The organism is Rahnella selenatireducens (assembly GCF_046449555.1).
Taxonomy (GTDB): Bacteria; Pseudomonadota; Gammaproteobacteria; order Enterobacterales; family Enterobacteriaceae; genus Rahnella; species Rahnella selenatireducens.
Window position 1 is genome coordinate 21,565 of the sequence record NZ_JBKEZJ010000021.1, and the last position, 17,659, is coordinate 39,223.

The 17,659-nt window shown below is 54.6% G+C and carries 17 protein-coding genes; 16 read left to right on the forward strand and 1 reads right to left on the reverse strand.

Going from position 1 to position 17,659, the window contains the following annotated elements; genetic code table 11:
- Positions 1 to 82 precede the first annotated feature (82 nt).
- From ACLBVC_RS22565 to ACLBVC_RS22580, 4 genes are all read left to right on the forward strand, one after another.
- Positions 83 to 1,087, forward strand: a complete 1,005-nt coding sequence (locus ACLBVC_RS22565) for a hypothetical protein (RefSeq protein WP_410151490.1) — start codon at positions 83 to 85, stop codon at positions 1,085 to 1,087.
- A 345-nt stretch (positions 1,088 to 1,432) separates the two neighbouring features.
- A complete protein-coding gene (gene cysJ, locus ACLBVC_RS22570; RefSeq protein WP_410151512.1) occupies positions 1,433 to 3,235 on the forward strand; it encodes an NADPH-dependent assimilatory sulfite reductase flavoprotein subunit in 1,803 nt (600 codons plus the stop codon).
- A 145-nt stretch (positions 3,236 to 3,380) separates the two neighbouring features.
- On the forward strand, positions 3,381 to 5,117 hold the full coding sequence (gene cysI / locus ACLBVC_RS22575; protein ID WP_410151491.1) for an assimilatory sulfite reductase (NADPH) hemoprotein subunit: 1,737 nt from the start codon (positions 3,381 to 3,383) through the stop codon (positions 5,115 to 5,117).
- Positions 5,118 to 5,141: 24 nt separating this feature from the next.
- Positions 5,142 to 5,879 (forward strand): phosphoadenylyl-sulfate reductase, encoded by a 738-nt coding sequence (locus tag ACLBVC_RS22580; RefSeq protein ID WP_410151492.1) that lies wholly within the window; start codon positions 5,142 to 5,144, stop codon positions 5,877 to 5,879.
- 106 nt (positions 5,880 to 5,985) lie between these two features.
- Here ACLBVC_RS22580 and ACLBVC_RS22585 read toward each other — a convergent pair whose 3' ends face one another.
- Complete coding sequence (locus tag ACLBVC_RS22585) at positions 5,986 to 7,023, reverse strand: aminopeptidase (protein ID WP_410151493.1); 1,038 nt, start codon at positions 7,021 to 7,023, stop codon at positions 5,986 to 5,988.
- A gap of 329 nt (positions 7,024 to 7,352) precedes the next feature.
- On the opposite strand from ACLBVC_RS22585, the gene cysG reads away from it, so the two are divergent.
- From cysG to nlpD, 12 genes are all read left to right on the forward strand, one after another.
- Positions 7,353 to 8,777 carry a siroheme synthase CysG gene (cysG, locus tag ACLBVC_RS22590; protein ID WP_410151494.1) on the forward strand — a complete coding sequence of 475 codons (1,425 nt, stop codon included), beginning with the start codon at positions 7,353 to 7,355 and terminating at the stop codon, positions 8,775 to 8,777.
- Positions 8,778 to 8,787: 10 nt separating this feature from the next.
- Positions 8,788 to 9,696 carry a sulfate adenylyltransferase subunit CysD gene (gene cysD, locus ACLBVC_RS22595; protein WP_410151495.1) on the forward strand — a complete coding sequence of 303 codons (909 nt, stop codon included), beginning with the start codon at positions 8,788 to 8,790 and terminating at the stop codon, positions 9,694 to 9,696.
- A gap of 13 nt (positions 9,697 to 9,709) precedes the next feature.
- Positions 9,710 to 11,137 carry a sulfate adenylyltransferase subunit CysN gene (cysN, locus tag ACLBVC_RS22600; protein WP_410151496.1) on the forward strand — a complete coding sequence of 476 codons (1,428 nt, stop codon included), beginning with the start codon at positions 9,710 to 9,712 and terminating at the stop codon, positions 11,135 to 11,137.
- Between the two features lies 1 nt (position 11,138).
- Positions 11,139 to 11,762, forward strand: coding sequence for an adenylyl-sulfate kinase (gene cysC, locus ACLBVC_RS22605; protein WP_410151497.1), 624 nt, complete (start codon positions 11,139 to 11,141; stop codon positions 11,760 to 11,762).
- A gap of 59 nt (positions 11,763 to 11,821) precedes the next feature.
- The gene (locus ACLBVC_RS22610) at positions 11,822 to 12,187 is read left to right on the forward strand and encodes a DUF3561 family protein (RefSeq protein WP_410151498.1); all 366 of its coding nucleotides are present in this window, start codon (positions 11,822 to 11,824) and stop codon (positions 12,185 to 12,187) included.
- A 224-nt stretch (positions 12,188 to 12,411) separates the two neighbouring features.
- Complete coding sequence (gene ftsB / locus ACLBVC_RS22615) at positions 12,412 to 12,732, forward strand: cell division protein FtsB (RefSeq protein ID WP_410151499.1); 321 nt, start codon at positions 12,412 to 12,414, stop codon at positions 12,730 to 12,732.
- 2 nt (positions 12,733 to 12,734) lie between these two features.
- Positions 12,735 to 13,454: a 2-C-methyl-D-erythritol 4-phosphate cytidylyltransferase gene (gene ispD / locus ACLBVC_RS22620; RefSeq protein ID WP_410151500.1), complete on the forward strand. Its 720-nt coding sequence runs from the start codon at positions 12,735 to 12,737 to the stop codon at positions 13,452 to 13,454.
- Complete coding sequence (gene ispF, locus ACLBVC_RS22625; RefSeq protein WP_101078465.1) at positions 13,454 to 13,927, forward strand: 2-C-methyl-D-erythritol 2,4-cyclodiphosphate synthase; 474 nt, start codon at positions 13,454 to 13,456, stop codon at positions 13,925 to 13,927. The genes ispD and ispF overlap by 1 nt, the downstream gene beginning before the upstream one ends.
- A gap of 22 nt (positions 13,928 to 13,949) precedes the next feature.
- Positions 13,950 to 14,996, forward strand: a complete 1,047-nt coding sequence (gene truD, locus ACLBVC_RS22630) for a tRNA pseudouridine(13) synthase TruD (RefSeq protein ID WP_410151513.1) — start codon at positions 13,950 to 13,952, stop codon at positions 14,994 to 14,996.
- Complete coding sequence (gene surE, locus ACLBVC_RS22635; RefSeq protein WP_410151501.1) at positions 14,977 to 15,741, forward strand: 5'/3'-nucleotidase SurE; 765 nt, start codon at positions 14,977 to 14,979, stop codon at positions 15,739 to 15,741. The genes truD and surE overlap by 20 nt, the downstream gene beginning before the upstream one ends.
- Positions 15,731 to 16,357: a protein-L-isoaspartate(D-aspartate) O-methyltransferase gene (locus ACLBVC_RS22640; RefSeq protein ID WP_410151502.1), complete on the forward strand. Its 627-nt coding sequence runs from the start codon at positions 15,731 to 15,733 to the stop codon at positions 16,355 to 16,357. Before surE ends, ACLBVC_RS22640 begins: the two co-directional genes overlap by 11 nt.
- Before the next feature lie 232 nt (positions 16,358 to 16,589).
- Positions 16,590 to 17,609 carry a murein hydrolase activator NlpD gene (nlpD, locus tag ACLBVC_RS22645; RefSeq protein WP_410151503.1) on the forward strand — a complete coding sequence of 340 codons (1,020 nt, stop codon included), beginning with the start codon at positions 16,590 to 16,592 and terminating at the stop codon, positions 17,607 to 17,609.
- Positions 17,610 to 17,659: the final 50 nt, after the last annotated feature.

Consider the following 17,659-nt stretch of genomic DNA (forward strand, 5'->3'; position numbering starts at 1 on the left):
AATCCTGACTTTTACTCTCTTTACTCCGCCCGCATTGCTGGCTTACAGTGAGCCGGTAGAAACTAACCTGTTGAGATAGTGAATGATTACTGTGCTTCGTAGCGCTGTTCTGGCGCTGTTGTTCTCTGCCAGCGTGCAGGCAGAAACCACGGCTCCCGCACAGGAAGGCGCGCCCGCCGCGGCTAAAACCGTTCAGCCTGCGGTAAAAGTGCCATCGGTCCCCAAAACGGCAATCCCCAAAGCTCCGCTGATATTCCCGCCGGGTGCCGGGGTCATGCATATTCCTCTGGCTCAGAGTAAAAAGACGCTGGAAGTTTTCACCTACCAGCCAGCCGGGGCCGATGAAAATACGCCGGTGGTGATGGTCATGACCGGCGTTGACCGCAACGCGGCAACCTACCGTAATGACTGGATAACCGTCGCAGATCAGTACCATTTGCGCGTCATCGTGCCGCATTTCAGCGAACAGGAATTCCCGGGCGCGGCGGGGTATAACCTCGGAAATCTGGTGGACAGCAAAACGCACCGACGTCTGCCTAAATCTCAGTGGGCGTTCAGCATGGTCGATAATCTGTTTACGACGTTGCAAAAGCAGGGCGTAACTGGCCAGAAGCAATACTATTTGTTCGGGAACAGTGCGGGCTGCCAGTTTGTTCACCGCATGCTGACGTTATTGCCTGAGCCGAATGTCAAAGCTGCCGTCTGCGCGGCGGCAGGCTGGTGGACATTGCCGGACACCGATCAGCGCTGGCCGTATGGTTTGCGTGAAGCGCCGGTGGCGGTGAACCAGCAACAGCTCAATGATTACTTTGCCAAACCGGTACTGATTGCCGTGGGCGCTGAAGATGATGATCCGGAAAATCATCTGCTGCGTAAATCCAAACAGGCGATGGCGCAGGGGACTAACCGGCTGGAACGTGCAGAAAGCTATTTCACCACATCCCAGCAGCGTGCTGAACAAAACAACACGCCGTTTAACTGGCACTTTATGGATCTGTCTGACATTGGTCACAGCGGCAGTAAAATGTCGGTCTTTGCAGCCGGTCAGTTTGCGTGGTTCGAGCAGCATAACGCCTTCCATCTCTGAGACTTGAGCGTAAAAGTCGTGTCCTGAAAAAAATTCATCACCCCGCTTCGGCGGGGTTTTTCTTTTAATTTCCGTCACTTTGAAAATGCCCGCGAAGTGTGTGGGAAATTTCATAGCGATTTCAGTACGATAAAAAACTTCCTTTACCACTTTTTCAGATAGAACTTACCGCTAAATCCTCTTAGTCATTTTGGTTATTTATTATTTCCATCACTTCTTTAATTGTTATTATCCGGCTCGTTAACCTTACACTTTCTGAAGGTCTTTTCCGCGCGAAGGTATCCCCTGAAAGCCGCTGAAGGCCGGATTGATGACTGGCTTATGCATAAGGGAATTCGTACTGCGATGACGACTCAGGCTCCTCCAATTTCACTGCTCCCGCTGACCCCCGAGCAACTGGCACGACTTCAATCGGCAACGAGTGATTATTCACCGACTCAAATGGCCTGGCTTTCCGGTTATTTCTGGGGGATGGTTAACCAGCAACCGGGTGCTGTCGCCGCGCCTGCACCGGTGCAGGCAGTCGCCTCGATTACCCTGATTTCTGCCTCGCAAACCGGCAATGCCCGCCGCGTGGCCGAACAGTTACGTGATGACCTGATTGCCGCAAAACTGAATGTGAATCTGGTGAATGCCGGTGATTACAAATTCAAGCAAATCGCGCAGGAAAAACTGCTGCTGATTGTGGCATCGACGCAGGGCGAAGGCGAGCAGGCGGAAGAAGCCGTCGCGTTGCATAAATTCCTGCAATCCAAAAAAGCCCCGAAATTGACGGACACGGCCTTTGCGGTGTTCGCGCTTGGCGATACCTCTTATGAGTTCTTTTGCCAGGCCGGTAAAGACTTCGATAAACGTCTGGGCGAACTGGGCGCGGAGCGTCTGACAGACCGCGTGGATGCGGACGTTGAATATAAAGAGGCTGCAGCCGAATGGCGCAAGCGCATTGTTGACGTGCTGAAACAACGCGTGCCAGCTGACACTTCCGCGCAAGCCGCGCCGACGCTGGCGGGCAGTGTGAATCAGATCGACAGCAGCCCGTATACGAAAGAAGCACCGCTAACGGCGACGCTGGCGGTGAACCAGAAAATCACTGGCCGCGACTCGGATAAAGATGTGCGTCATCTGGAAATCGATCTCGGTGATTCCGGCCTGCGTTACCAGCCGGGCGATGCGCTGGGGATCTGGTTTGAAAACGATCCGCAGCTGGTGCAGGAAGTCGTGGAACTGCTGTGGCTGAAAGGCGATGAGACGGTCGACATCAATGGCAAATCACTGCCGCTGTCAGAAGCCCTTCAGCATTATATCGAGCTGACGCAAAACACCACGCCAATCATTGAGAAATACGCCGCGCTTTGTCGCGACGAACATCTGACTGGATTGCTGGCCGACAAACCTGCGCTTCAACAATACGCGCAAACCGTGCCGTTCGTGGACATGGTGCGCCGCGCACCGACTGAACTCGACGCGCAGCAACTGGTGGATTTACTGCGTCCGCTGACGCCGCGCCTGTATTCGATTGCCTCGTCGCAGGCCGAAACCGAATCCGAAGTGCATATCACCGTCGGCGTTGTGCGTTATGACATTGATGGCCGCCCGCGTTCCGGTGGCGCGTCAGGTTATCTGGCCGACCGCTTGGAAGAAGACGGCGAAGTGAAAGTCTTCATCGAGCATAACGATAACTTCCGTCTGCCGGCTAACCCTGAAACGCCGGTCATTATGATCGGGCCGGGCACCGGGATTGCGCCGTTCCGCGCGTTCATCCAGCAGCGTGATAACGACGGGGCTAGCGGCAAAAACTGGCTGTTCTTCGGCAATCCGCACTTCACCGACGATTTCCTTTATCAGGTGGAATGGCAGCGATACGTGAAAGACGGCCTGCTGACCCACATCAGCCTGGCGTGGTCGCGTGATCAGGCGGAAAAAGTTTACGTACAGGACAAGCTGCGCGAGAGCGGCTCTGAAGTCTGGCAATGGTTGCAGGAAGGCGCGCATGTCTATGTTTGTGGCGACGCCAACCGTATGGCGAAAGACGTAGAGCAGGCGTTGCTGGAGATCATTGCCGAATATGGCGTGATGGATCTGGAAACCGCCGACGAATATCTCAGCGAATTACGCCTGGATCGCCGCTATCAGCGTGACGTCTACTAATGCCCTGCATCCTTCAAATTGCAGGGGTGTTGGCTTCTTTCAGTCACCCGAATCACTGACTTGAGTCAGCTCATCGGGATTCCTTCATTTGCCGCCTACCTGCAAATCGAATGATTTTGGGCATAAAGTTATGAGTGAAAAAATAATGAGCAAAAAGTTGTGGAGTGAACTCAATCCCGGCCCCGGTCCGCTGATTGTCGATGCGCCTCTGGCCGACGCCGAACGCCTCAAAAAGGAAAGTCATTTCCTGCGCGGAACCATTGCCGATGATTTAAAAGACGGCCTGACCGGCGGTTTCAACGGTGACAATTTTCTGTTGATCCGTTTTCACGGCATGTACCAGCAGGACGACCGCGATATTCGTGCTGAACGTGCTGAGCAAAAGCTCGAGCCGCGTCACGCCATGATGCTGCGTTGCCGTCTGCCGGGTGGAGTGATGACGCCTGCGCAATGGCTTGGCATCGACAAATTTGCCGAAGACAGCACGCTCTACGGCAGCATCCGCATTACTAACCGTCAGACATTCCAGTTCCACGGCATTCTGAAACCGAACGTAAAACCGGTGCATCAGTTGCTGAATAAACTCGGTCTGGATGCGCTGGCGACCGCCAACGACGTTAACCGCAACGTGTTGTGTACTTCGAATCCGGTGGAGTCTGAGCTGCATCGCGAAGCCTATGAATGGGCGAAAAAGCTCTCCGAACATCTGCTGCCGCGCACCCGTGCTTACGCCGAAGTCTGGCTGGATCAGGAAAAAGTTGAAACCACTGACGAAGAGCCGATTCTGGGCGCGACTTATCTGCCACGCAAATTCAAAACCACCGTAGTGATCCCGCCGCAGAACGATGTCGATCTTCATGCGAACGACCTTAACTTCGTGGCGATTGCGGATAACGGCAAATTGATTGGTTTTAACGTACTGGTCGGCGGCGGTCTCTCTATCGCACACGGCGATAAAGCGACTTATGCCCGTACCGCCAGCGAGCTGGGCTTTATCCCGCTGGAGAAAACGCTAGCCGTGGCCGAAGCCGTGGTGACCACGCAGCGGGACTGGGGTAACCGTACCAACCGTAAAAACGCTAAAACGAAATACACGCTGGAACGCGTCGGGGTGCCGGTATTTAAAGCCGAAGTGGAAAAGCGTGCGGGAATTCAGTTCGCTGAAATCCGTCCTTACGAATTCACCGGCCGCGGCGATCGTATCGGCTGGGTGAAAGGCATCGACAAACAGTGGCACCTGACCCTGTTTATCGAAAATGGCCGTATTTTGGATTATCCGGGTAAGCCGCTGAAAACCGGTCTGGCAGAAATTGCTAAGATCCACAAAGGCGATTTCAGGCTAACTGCTAACCAGAACCTGATCGTCGCCGGTGTCGCCGAAAAAGACAAAGACGCGATCGAAACGCTGGCACGCAATCACGGCCTGATCGACGACGGCGTGACCGAGCAACGTAAAAACTCAATGGCCTGCGTGTCTTACCCGACGTGTCCGTTGGCGATGGCGGAAGCCGAACGTTTCCTGCCGGAGTTTGTGACCAAAGTGGAAGGCATCATGCACGGTCATGGCGTGGGTGATGAACACATCGTTCTGCGCGTGACCGGCTGCCCGAACGGCTGTGGCCGCGCGCTGTTGGCGGAAATTGGCCTGGTGGGCAAAGCCCTTAACCGTTACAACCTGCATCTCGGCGGTAACCGTGCCGGGACGCGCATTCCGCGGATGTATCGCGAAAATATTTCAGACGCAGAGATTTTGACGATCATCGACGAACTGGTAGCGCGCTGGGCAAAAGAGCGCGAAACCGGCGAAGGTTTTGGTGATTTCGTGATCCGCGCGGGGATCATTCGACCGGTACTTGATCCGGCCCGTGATTTCTACGATTAACCGTTACGACTGACTGGAGGCACCATGAGTTCATTGAATCTGACTCTGGCCGAACTGAACGACATGCCGAAGTCCGGACAGGCCATGGCGCTGGCGGAAATTAACGTCAGCCTTGAAAAGCTGTCTGCGCAGGAGCGTGTGCAGTGGGCGCTGGAGAATATGCCCGGTGAATTTGCGCTGTCCTCCAGCTTTGGTATTCAGGCGGCAGTGAGCCTGCATCTGGTGACGCAGCAGAAACCGGACATTCCGGTGATCCTCACGGATACCGGTTATCTGTTTCCGGAAACCTATCAGTTCATTGATTCGTTAACCGAACAGCTTAGCCTGAATTTGCAGATCTTCCGCGCGGAACAATCGCCTGCCTGGCAGGAAGCGCGTTACGGCAAACTTTGGGAGCAGGGCGTCGAAGGCATTGAGAAGTACAACCACATCAATAAAGTTGAGCCGATGAATCGTGCGATTCAAACGCTCGGCGTGCAGACCTGGTTCGCCGGTCTGCGGCGCGAACAGTCCGGCAGCCGTGCGCATCTGCCGGTGCTGGCGGTTCAGCGTGGTGTGTTTAAAATCCTGCCGATCATTGACTGGGATAACCGTCAGGTCTTCCAGTACCTGAAAGAACATAGTCTCAGCTACCATCCGCTTTGGGACCAGGGCTATCTTTCCGTCGGCGATACCCACACCACGAAAAAGTGGGAAGAAGGGATGAAGGAAGAAGAAACGCGCTTTTTCGGACTGAAACGAGAGTGCGGCCTGCACGAATAAATCCCCGTCATACTTCGGGTTGCAGATGCGTTTACTTGCCGCCTTCCTGCAACCCGAATTATTTAAGGGATTCCTGTTATTAGCGTCTCTACGACTCTTATTTAAATCAGGCGTGTTTCGCCGGTTTCGCCAGATCCCTGAGCAGCGGGAACAACACTTTCACGGTATCCCGCGAGCGTTTTTCAATGCGGCCCGGCAGCGCGGTATCGAGATATTGCAGGTTATCGAACTGGCTCTGATAGCGTGTTGTGCCCAGCGGGAAGTGGCTGCTGATGGCGCGTTGTTGCTCGCCATCTTTCTTGCCTAAAGCATAATTCGTGGCCGTCACGTTCAGCAGCGGTAATCGCGCTTCATCCAGCGCGCCGATGCCGTCGCAGCAATGCGTATTATCATGGCTTTCCGCCGGGATCCCCAGACTGTGCGCAATCTTTATGGCGCGGACGCGGGTTAGTTTTGCCACCGCCGCCGACGTATTCACGCCGCTGTTGAAATACAGCCGGTCGCCTGTAATCAGTGAATTCAGATTGATCACCAGCAACGTATTTTTCTTCTCTTCGGCGCTCATGCGCTTCACAAAATCTTCCGCCCCTTTCGCACCGGTTTCTTCGGCACTCAGCGCCACAAATCGCAGGCTGTAATGCGTGGGAATGGCCTGCATACGTTCGGCCAGCTCAAGCATTACACCGACGCCTGACGCGTTATCATCCACGCCCTGCAACGTCAGACCACCGAGATTATGGTTGGTATCGCTGTCGCTTTGCGGCACATAAGTATCAAAGTGCGCCATCACAATAATCTGCTGCGGCACGTCGCCGGTGCGCGCGGCAATGACGGAGGTGGCGTGAATATTCTGCCAGTTCTTTTTGCCGTCGTTGCTGGTGTACAAATAGCGGGTATCGAATCCGCGCAGGTCGGTCTTGTAGCCTAATTTACTGAACTGCTGATTTAGGTAATCTGCGGCGATAAGTTCTGCCGGGCTGCCTGCCATGCGGCCGGGGAAATAGGTCGCGATATGACGAATTTGCTGACTGGCGATCTCACCCATCGCCGGAAGTGGCGACGAGGCAGCCACCGCATGACCCATTAAGACGCCGCTCAGCCCGATGGCGAGCAGCGTCCGCTTCATGCGTAAAAAAGAAAACATAGCCAAAAATCCTTGTTTGCGGGTCAAAATGACCGGAAAGGGCACTACACCTGACAGGCCGCGTGTGGCGGTCTTTGTGGGCGATATAGTATGCGATTGTACGCGCCATTAGACAATTTCCCGTTATCTCAAACCGCTCTTTTTGTCATTCGTAAGCGGCAGGAGATGTCATGAAAAATATTCAGGCTGGAAGGATTATAAAAAATCTGCGCCTCTGATGGCGGGCTATATTCCATTTAGTAACTAATCATTCCTTTTCGTCATTTCAGATCAATTATTGCCTGCACGTATAGTTTGACGATTAATCCTGACAATCAATAAAGGCCTTTGTGGACTATCTACCAATATTTGCCGACCTCAAACAACGCCCTGTGTTGGTTGTTGGTGGTGGCGAAGTCGCTGCCCGCAAAATAGATCTTCTCCTGCGGGCGGGCGCACAAGTTCGGATAGTTGCACAGGCACTTTCCCCCGAGCTGGAACAACGTGAACACGCCAACGAAGTTAGCTGGCTGGCGCAGGCATTTCTGCCAGAGCAGCTTGATGATGTGTTTCTGGTGATTGCAGCGACCGACGACGCCGCACTCAACGCAGAGGTGTTTGCGCAGGCTAATCAGCGCTTCGTTATGGCTAACGTGGTCGACGACCAACCCAAGTGTTCTTTTATCTTTCCTTCCATTGTCGACCGCTCGCCGATTGTGGTGGCGATTTCTTCCAGCGGCAAAGCGCCGGTGCTGGCCAGAATGTTGCGTGAGAAACTCGAAACGTTGCTGCCGACCAGTCTGGGGCAAATGGCGGATATCGCCGGGCGCTGGCGAGAAAGGGTAAAAACGCAGTTCAGTTCCATGCGTTCACGCCGTCGTTTTTGGGAACAGGCGTTTTCCGGGCGCTTCGCCAGCCTGGCTTCTGCGGGGAAACTCGCACAGGCGGAGCAAGCGTTGCAGGAACAGTTAGAAAGTGCGGAGGGCATCGCAAAAAACGGTAATGTCACGCTGGTCGGCGCAGGGCCGGGTGATGCAGGATTGCTCACCTTACGCGCTTTGCAGGTCATGCAGCAGGCTGATGTGGTGTTGTATGACTACCTGGTTAGCGACGACGTGCTGGATTTAGTCCGCCGTGACGCGGACAGAATCTGTGTCGGCAAACGGGCGGGCAGCCACTCTGTGTCGCAGGAAGAAACCAACCGTCTGCTGGTCGAACTGGCGCAGCAGGGGAAAAAAGTCGTGCGCCTGAAAGGCGGTGACCCGTTCATCTTCGGACGTGGCGGTGAAGAGTTACAGGCGGTGAAAGCGGCCGGAATTCCTTTCCAGGTCGTTCCGGGCATTACCGCTGCCGCGGGCGCAACGGCGTATGCAGGCATCCCGCTGACGCACCGTGATTACGCGCAGAGCGTGATGTTTGTGACGGGGCATTGTCGCTCTGACGATAACGGCGTGCAGTGGGAAACGCTCGCCAAAGGAAAACAAACGCTGGCGATTTACATGGGCACGCTCAAAGCGGCGGAAATCAGCCAGCAGCTGATTGCTCACGGGCGGGCAGCAACGACATCTGTCGCGGTCATCGGACGGGGAACGCGAGCCGATCAGCAAGTGCTGACCGGCACGCTTGATAATCTTGAACATCTGGCTCAACAGGCGCCTGCACCGGCGCTGCTGGTGATTGGTGAAGTGGTGGCACTTCATCAGCAACTGGCGTGGTTTGGGCATCATCCTGAGACTGACGGGACTCAACGTCCGTCGGTTGTGAATTTGGCTTAAAGGATCTGTTATGGACGAAAAACGACTGACTCATTTGCGGCAACTGGAGGCGGAGAGTATCCATATCATCCGTGAAGTGGCTGCTGAATTCGCCAACCCGGTGATGATGTATTCCATTGGGAAAGACTCCTCAGTGATGCTGCATCTGGCTCGCAAAGCTTTCTTCCCGGGCACGCTACCGTTCCCACTGTTGCATGTGGACACTGGCTGGAAATTCCGCGAAATGTACGAATTCCGTGACCGCACGGCGAAAAACTACGGTTTCGAGCTGCTGGTGCATAAAAACCCGGAAGGCGTGGCGATGGGTATCAACCCGTTCGTTCACGGCAGTGCCAAACACACTGACATCATGAAAACCGAAGGGCTGAAACAGGCGCTGAACAAATACGGTTTTGATGCGGCTTTCGGTGGTGCGCGCCGTGACGAAGAAAAATCCCGTGCCAAAGAGCGTATTTACTCGTTCCGCGACCGCTTCCACCGCTGGGATCCAAAAAATCAGCGTCCGGAGCTGTGGCACAACTATAACGGCCAGATTAACAAAGGCGAAAGCATCCGCGTTTTCCCGCTCTCCAACTGGACTGAGCTGGATATCTGGCAGTACATCTATCTGGAAAATATTGAAATCGTTCCGCTCTATCTGGCCGCGCCGCGTGCGGTTCTCGAGCGAGACGGCATGCTGCTGATGGTGGATGACGATCGTATTGATCTCCAGCCGGGCGAAGTGATTGAGAAGAAAATGGTGCGCTTCCGTACGCTGGGTTGCTGGCCGCTGACCGGCGCCGTGGAATCCGAAGCGCAAACGCTGCCGGAAATCATCGAAGAGATGTTGGTTTCCACGACCAGTGAGCGTCAGGGACGGGCGATCGACCGCGATCAGGCCGGTTCGATGGAACTGAAAAAGCGTCAAGGGTATTTCTGAGGAGCCGCAGCTAATGAATAACGCAATTGCACAACAAATCGCGGAACAGGGCGGCGTCGAAGCTTACCTGCACGCTCAGCAACACAAAAGCCTGCTGCGCTTCCTGACCTGCGGCAGCGTCGATGACGGCAAAAGTACGCTGATCGGGCGTCTGCTTCACGACACCCGTCAAATTTACGAAGACCAGCTGTCCTCGTTGCACAATGACAGTAAACGTCACGGCACGCAGGGCGAAAAACTGGATCTGGCTTTGCTGGTTGATGGCCTGCAAGCGGAACGCGAACAGGGTATTACCATCGATGTGGCTTACCGTTATTTCTCCACTGAAAAGCGTAAGTTCATCATCGCGGACACGCCGGGACACGAACAATACACCCGTAATATGGCGACCGGTGCATCGACCTGCGATCTGGCGATCCTGCTGATCGACGCCCGTAAAGGCGTGCTGGATCAAACCCGTCGCCACAGCTTTATCGCCACTCTGCTGGGGATCCGCCATCTGGTTGTTGCGGTGAACAAAATGGATCTGGTGGATTTCAGCGAGTCTGTGTACGAGCAGTTTAAACAGGATTATCTGGATTTCGCTCAGCAACTGCCGACCGATCTGGACATCAAATTCGTTCCGCTTTCCGCGCTGGAAGGCGATAACGTGGCGACGCCAAGCGAGAAAATGGGCTGGTATACCGGCCCGACGCTGCTCGACGTGCTGGAAACGGTCAACATTATCAACATCCGTGAACAGCAACCGATGCGTTTCCCGGTGCAGTATGTGAACCGTCCAAACCTCGATTTCCGTGGTTATGCCGGAACTCTGGCGTCCGGTTCTGTCCGCGTCGGCCAGAAAGTGAAAGTTCTGCCGTCAGGTGTGGAATCTACCGTGGCACGCATCGTGACCTTTGACGGTGATTTGCAGGAAGCCTGGGCAGGCGAAGCGATCACGCTGGTGCTGGCCGACGAACGTGATATCAGCCGCGGCGATACGCTGGTGGACGCAGATGAAACCGTAAAACCGGTGCAGAATGCGAAAGTGGACGTGGTGTGGATGGCGGAGCAACCGCTGAGCGTCGGCCAGAGTTATGACATCAAAGTCGGTGGCAAGAAAGCCCGTGCGCGCGTGGAAAACATCGAGTATCAGGTCGAGATCAACTCACTGACTCAGCGCGTGGTGGAAAACCTGCCGCTCAACGGTATCGGCCTGGTCGAACTTACCTTTGACGAACCGCTGGTGCTGGATAATTACCAGAGTAACGCGGTGACCGGCGGGATGATCTTTATCGATCGCCTGACGAACGTGACTGTGGGCGCGGGTCTGGTTCGCGAGGCGCTGGAAGAGGTTTATCAGGAATCCGATAAATACAGTGCGTTTGAGCTGGAACTCAACAGCCTGGTTCGCCGTCACTTCCCGCACTGGGGCGCGCGCGATTTGCTGGGGGGCAAATAAGATGGCGTTGCAGGACGGCTCTTTCTTAAAAGACGACAATGTTGTCTGGCATCCGCACGCGGTGACGCGCGCGGATCGCGAGAAACAACATGACCATCGCGGCGCAGTTCTGTGGTTTACCGGGCTTTCAGGCTCGGGAAAATCCACGGTGGCGGGTGGGCTTGAGCAGGCGCTGCATGCGCAGGGTATCAGCACGTATCTGCTTGACGGTGATAACGTCCGTCACGGGCTTTGCCGTGATTTAGGATTTACGGATGACAACCGTCGCGAAAACATCCGTCGCGTCGGTGAAGTGGCGAAACTGATGGTGGATGCCGGTTTGGTCGTGCTGACCGCCTTCATTTCTCCTCATCGCGCTGAACGGGACATGGTGCGTAATTTGCTCGGAGAAGGTCAGTTCATCGAAGTGTTCGTTGATACGCCGCTGGCTATTTGCGAGGCGCGTGATCCTAAAGGTTTATACAAGAAAGCGCGCGCGGGTGAACTCAAGAATTTCACTGGAATTGACTCTGAATATCAGCCGCCGGAAGCGCCGGATGTGCATCTTAATGGTGAACAATTGGTAACACATTTGGTTCCCCAATTATTAGATGTGATGCGTCAGCGCGCTATTATCAATCCCTGAATGTTTGCCGGCCAAACGCCAGAGAGCGTGCCGGTTTACACTGAATACAGGGATCATCTATGCAAGCTTTACTCAGCAGACTTGTCAGCCGAATCCGGGTCGAAAATACCCGCTATCAGAGGCTGGCGCAGGTCACGGACAGTTCAGACAACGACGAGCCGTCCTACTCTATGCAGGGCGGGTTCATTGGCTTCGTCTTTTACTGGCTGGCCTTTGCGATCCCTTTTCTGGTCTACGGATCCAACACCCTGTTTTTCCTGCTCTACACCTGGCCTTTCTTTCTGGCGCTCATGCCTGTATCCGTTCTGATTGGCATTGCGCTCAGCATGTTCTTTCGCGGCGGCTGGTTTAAAACGTCGGTGACCAGCGCAATCTGCGTCATCAGCATGTTCTGGACGGTCTTCTCATTTCTATCGGGCTGGTGAGTCAGGTTGACTCTTTTCTGGTTCGTTTTTTTCGGGGATGTCGTCCGGTGGCTCTGCGTTTTTCCGGCGGTTTTCCCTGCAATTCTCCTTCACGATGTAACCCATTGTGTCATTCTCACCCATAATTGAGTGCGTAAGTCTGATTCTCGCAGGCATTTACCCTGCCACAGTGGAGTCAGAGGGAAAGTTGTGGGATGATTGTCCGGCTTTTTTAGGGGGCGGGGATGGGCAAACTAACACTGCTTTTACTGATTTTACTTGGCTGGTTACAGTATTCGCTGTGGCTGGGCAAGAATGGTATTCACGACTATGTTCGTGTAAACGATGACGTTCAGGTGCAACAAGTCAATAACGGCAAACTGAAGTCACGTAATGATCAACTTTTCGCAGAAATCGACGATTTGAACGGCGGTCAGGAAGCGATCGAAGAACGGGCACGCAACGAACTGAGCATGATCAAGCCCGGTGAGACTTTCTATCGCCTGGTGCCTGACAACAAACGTGCGCCGGGCAGCACCGTATCGCAAAGCAACACGAATCAATAGCCATGAGCCATACTGCAGTTTCCCTTCCAGAGGTCATTGCCGTGTTACCGGCTGCCGGAATCGGCAGCCGTATGCAGGCAGAATGTCCCAAGCAATATCTGACTATCGGTGGTAAGACTCTGATAGAACACTCGATCTGCGCCTTGTTGCACAGCAGCAACGTCACAAAAGTTATCGTGGCGCTGAGCCCGCATGACACTCAGTTTCGGCAGTTGCCCGTCGCCAGTGATCCACGGATCCAGCTGGTTACCGGCGGAAATGAGCGCGCCGAATCTGTGATGGCAGGCCTTGAGGCCGCGGGCGATCATGGCTGGGTGTTGGTGCATGATGCGGCGCGTCCTTGTCTGCATCCCGATGATCTGACAAAACTTCTGGCCATTTCTGCGACCAGTAAAATTGGTGGGATCCTCGCCGCGCCGGTTCGTGACACCATGAAACGCGGTGAGCCCGGTGCGCATGCGATCGCCCATACGGTAGATCGTCAGGAACTCTGGCATGCGCTCACGCCGCAATTCTTCCCTCTCGAATTATTGAAAACCTGCCTGCGTCGCGCACTCAATGAAGGCGCTGTGGTCACTGATGAAGCTTCCGCAATGGAATATTGTGGTTTTCATCCTATGCTGATCCCGGCGAGGGCCGATAATATTAAAGTCACCAGACCAGAAGATCTGGCGCTGGCTGAATTCTACTTAACCCGCTTGTATCAGGAGGAGAACGCATAATGCGTATCGGTCACGGTTTTGATGTACATAAGTTTGGCGGCGAAGGCCCGCTGGTGATCGGTGGTGTGCGTATTCCTTATCCGCAGGGGTTACTGGCGCACTCCGACGGCGACGTTGCGCTGCATGCAGCCACTGACGCACTGCTGGGTGCGGCGGCGCTCGGTGATATCGGCAAACTTTTCCCGGACACCGACCCTGCATACAAAGGTGCAGACAGCCGGGAACTGCTGCGCGAAGCCTATCGTCGCATTCGTGCAAAAGGCTACAAGCTGGGCAATCTCGATATCACGATTATCGCTCAGGCACCGAAAATGGCACCGCATATCCCGCAAATGCGCGTATTCCTGGCCGAAGATTTGCAGTGCCATATGGACGACGTCAACGTCAAGGCGACCACAACGGAACAGCTGGGCTTCACCGGCCGCGGCGAAGGTATCGCCTGCGAAGCCGTTGCACTGCTGATTAAGGAATGATGGTGTGGAAGATTACCGCATGATAGATATGTCGCGTCTCACCTGGTTGCTGGGTGAACCCACCGCCACCGGCCTGCTGAAAGCCAATCCGGAAGACTTTATCGTCGAAGAGGATTTGGGGTTTGAACCGGATGGCGAAGGTGAACATCTGTTAGTGCGGATCCGCAAAAATGGCTGCAATACCCAGTTTGTTGCCGAGCAGCTGGCGCGTTTTGCCAAAGTGCATCCGCGCGACGTCAGCTACGCAGGTTTAAAAGACCGGCACGCGGTGACAGAACAGTGGTTTTGCCTGCATCTGCCCGGCAAGGCAGATCCTGATTTGAGCCAGTTCAGTCTCGAAGGCTGCGAAGTGATCCGCGCTTCGCGCCATCGCAAAAAAATGCGCATCGGAACCCTGAAAGGCAATGAATTTACGCTCGTTCTGCGTCAGATAAATGATATCGATAATGTCGAAGAACGTCTGGCGAAAATTGTTGGGCAGGGCGTACCGAACTACTTCGGCACGCAGCGTTTTGGTCGTGGCGGCAATAATCTGGTGCAGGCGAAACGCTGGGCAACCAATGAAGCCCGTCCAAAAGAGCGCGCCAAACGCAGTTTCTATTTATCCGCCAGCCGCAGCGCGATGTTTAACATTGTCGCCAGTCAGCGTCTGGCAGAAGGCACTGCCCGTCAGGCAATACTGGGCGATGCGTTACAACTCAGTGGCCGCGGCAGCTGGTTCGTGGCGAAGCCGGAAGAGTTTGAATCGCTGCAACCGCGTGTGGAAAGCGGCGAACTGCTGGTAACTGCGCCGTTGCCAGGTGACGGACCGTTAGGCACGTCAGAAGAAGCGGAAGCCTTTGAGCTGGCTTGTCTGACCGGGCAGGAAGATTTACTTTCACTGCTGAAACGCGAGCGTGTAGAACCTGCGCGCCGCGCCATTATGCTCCAGCCGTTGCAGATGAAGTGGCAGCGCTGGGATGACGTCACTCTGGAACTTAAATTCTGGCTACCGGCGGGCAGTTATGCCACCAGCGTAGTGCGTGAACTGATGCATCTGGATGAAATGAATGCGGATATTACTGAGTAACGACGACGGCGTACTGGCTCCCGGCATTCAGGCACTGGCCTGCGCGCTACGTGAATTTGCGGATGTAAAGCTGGTCGCCCCTGACCGTAACCGCAGCGGCGCCTCAAACGCGCTGACGCTGGACGGTCCGTTACGTATTCAGTCCTATCCGAACGGCGATACCGCGGTCATCAACGGTACGCCGACGGATTGTGTGTATCTCGGCGTCAATTCGCTGATGCGCCCGAAGCCGGATATTGTCGTTTCCGGCATCAATACAGGCCCGAATCTGGGCGACGATGTGATTTATTCCGGCACTGTCGCGGCGGCCATGGAAGGGCGTCATCTGGGCTTTCCTGCGCTGGCGGTTTCACTCGACGGTCATCAGCATTATGACACAGCAGCGATTATCACCTGCCGGCTTCTCAGGGCGCTTACGCGCGAACCTCTTCGTACTGGCAAAATTCTGAATATTAACGTTCCGGATCTGCCTCTGTCTGAGATCAAAGGGATCCGGGTGACGCGTTGCGGTAGCCGCCATCCTGCCGAGCAGGTATTTTGTCAGCAGGATCCGCGCGGGCAAGACTTGTACTGGATTGGCCCGCCGGGCGATAAGTTTGACGTCGCACCTGACACCGATTTTGCGGCGGTCGCGCAAGGTTATGTTTCCGTGACGCCATTGCAGGTGGATTTGACCGCCTACGCGGCTCAGGATGTCGTGGTCTCATGGTTGGAAAAGGCCGGGGTGAGCGCGAATGGTGAATAAGCCGATGTATAACCTGCTGGAGCAACTCCGCCTGCAGGGTATTCATGATGAAAAACTGCTGCATGCCATCGAGTCCGTACCGCGTGAGCGCTTTGTGGATGAGGCGTTTCAGCATAAAGCTTATGAAAATACCGCGTTGCCGATTGGCTCAGGCCAGACCATTTCTCAGCCTTATACCGTGGCGAGAATGACGGAACTACTTCGCCTGAAACCGACATCCCGCGTGCTGGAAATCGGCACCGGGTCAGGTTATCAGACGGCTATTCTGGCGCATCTGGTTGAACATGTTTTCTCGGTTGAGCGTATTAAAGGGTTGCAGTGGCAGGCCAAAAGGCGTCTCAAGCAGCTCGATTTGCATAACGTCTCCACGCGCCACGGCGATGGCTGGCAGGGCTGGCCATCGCGCGGTCCGTTTGATGCGATTATTGTCACCGCCGCTCCCCCTGAAATACCTCAAGATTTATTGCAACAGCTCGAAGATGGCGGCGTGATGGTTCTGCCCGTCGGCGAAGAAAACCAGACTCTTCAGCGCATCCTCCGTCGGGGTGATGAATTCGTTGCGGAGACGGTCGAAGCTGTCCGTTTTGTGCCGCTGGTGAAAGGCGAACTAGCCTGAACCCCGACGCGCTCAGGACTAACCCCTTAAAATTTAAATACAACTGTTATATGGTGCTGTACTGGCGATGTTGATAGCATCCACTACAGTTTTTTATGGCACGGTCTGTTCCGGGAGAAAACCCGAACGGGCATGTTGCCTGCGCGTACAGTGTCAGATGACACGAAAGCGCCAGTTGGCGCGGTGTGCGCGGATAAAGAGATATTCTGAGATTGCCGTAACGGGGGAAAATATGAGCACGGGAAGCCCAATAAAAACACTAAGCCGCATTGCAGTGTGTACATTTATCAGTGCCTGGATGGCGGGATGTTCGAACAATTCCAACACATCCGCGCCGATCAGCAGCGTTAATGGCGGCGGAAACAGCGGCAGCAGCAGTCAGAATACTCTGAATTCCCCTCCACAAATGGCGCCTGCCGTGGGGCCTGGTGGACACATTGTGTACAACCGCAGCTATAACTCGATCCCTAAGGGAAGTTACAGCGGCAGCACCTATCAGGTGAAGCGCGGAGACACCTTATTCTACATCGCGTGGATCACCGGCAATGACTTCCGGGACCTTGCTGCGCGCAATAATATCCCTGCTCCGTACAGCCTCGAAGTGGGGCAGACAGTCCAGATAAATAACGTTTCCTCTGCCGCCAGCACGAGCAGTACGACGACCGTCACAGACGCTACAAATAGCGGTGTTCCGAAAGTTCCAACTGGGGGAATGCTCACAGGTTCTGTGGTTGCATCTCAACCAACTACCACGTATTCTGAATCTTCTGGTAAACAGAATGTAGGTAAGATGTTGCCTACATCAGGTGCAGTCACCACCACAACACCTGTTGCTGTAGCCAGCGCTCCCGTCGCCACCTCAACGAATAATGGCGGTCCGGTTTCCACATGGAAATGGCCGACTGACGGGAAGATTATCGATAATTTCTCTGCTGCTGAAGGGGGAAATAAGGGGATCGATATCGCTGGTTCGCGTGGACAAGCTGTCGTAGCAACGGCCTCGGGGCGCGTTGTTTATGCCGGTAATGCTCTCCGCGGTTACGGTAATCTAATCATCATCAAACACAATGATGATTACCTGAGCGCCTACGCACATAACGATACAATGCTGGTCCGGGAACAACAAGAAGTGCAGGCGGGACAAAAAATAGCGACGATGGGTAGCACCGGAACCAGTTCAGTAAGATTGCATTTTGAAATTCGTTACAAGGGGAAATCCGTAAACCCGCTGCGTTATCTTCCGCAGCGATAAATCCGGGCAGAGCATCGATTCTGCCCTCGGGACCACGGGTAGGAGCAGCT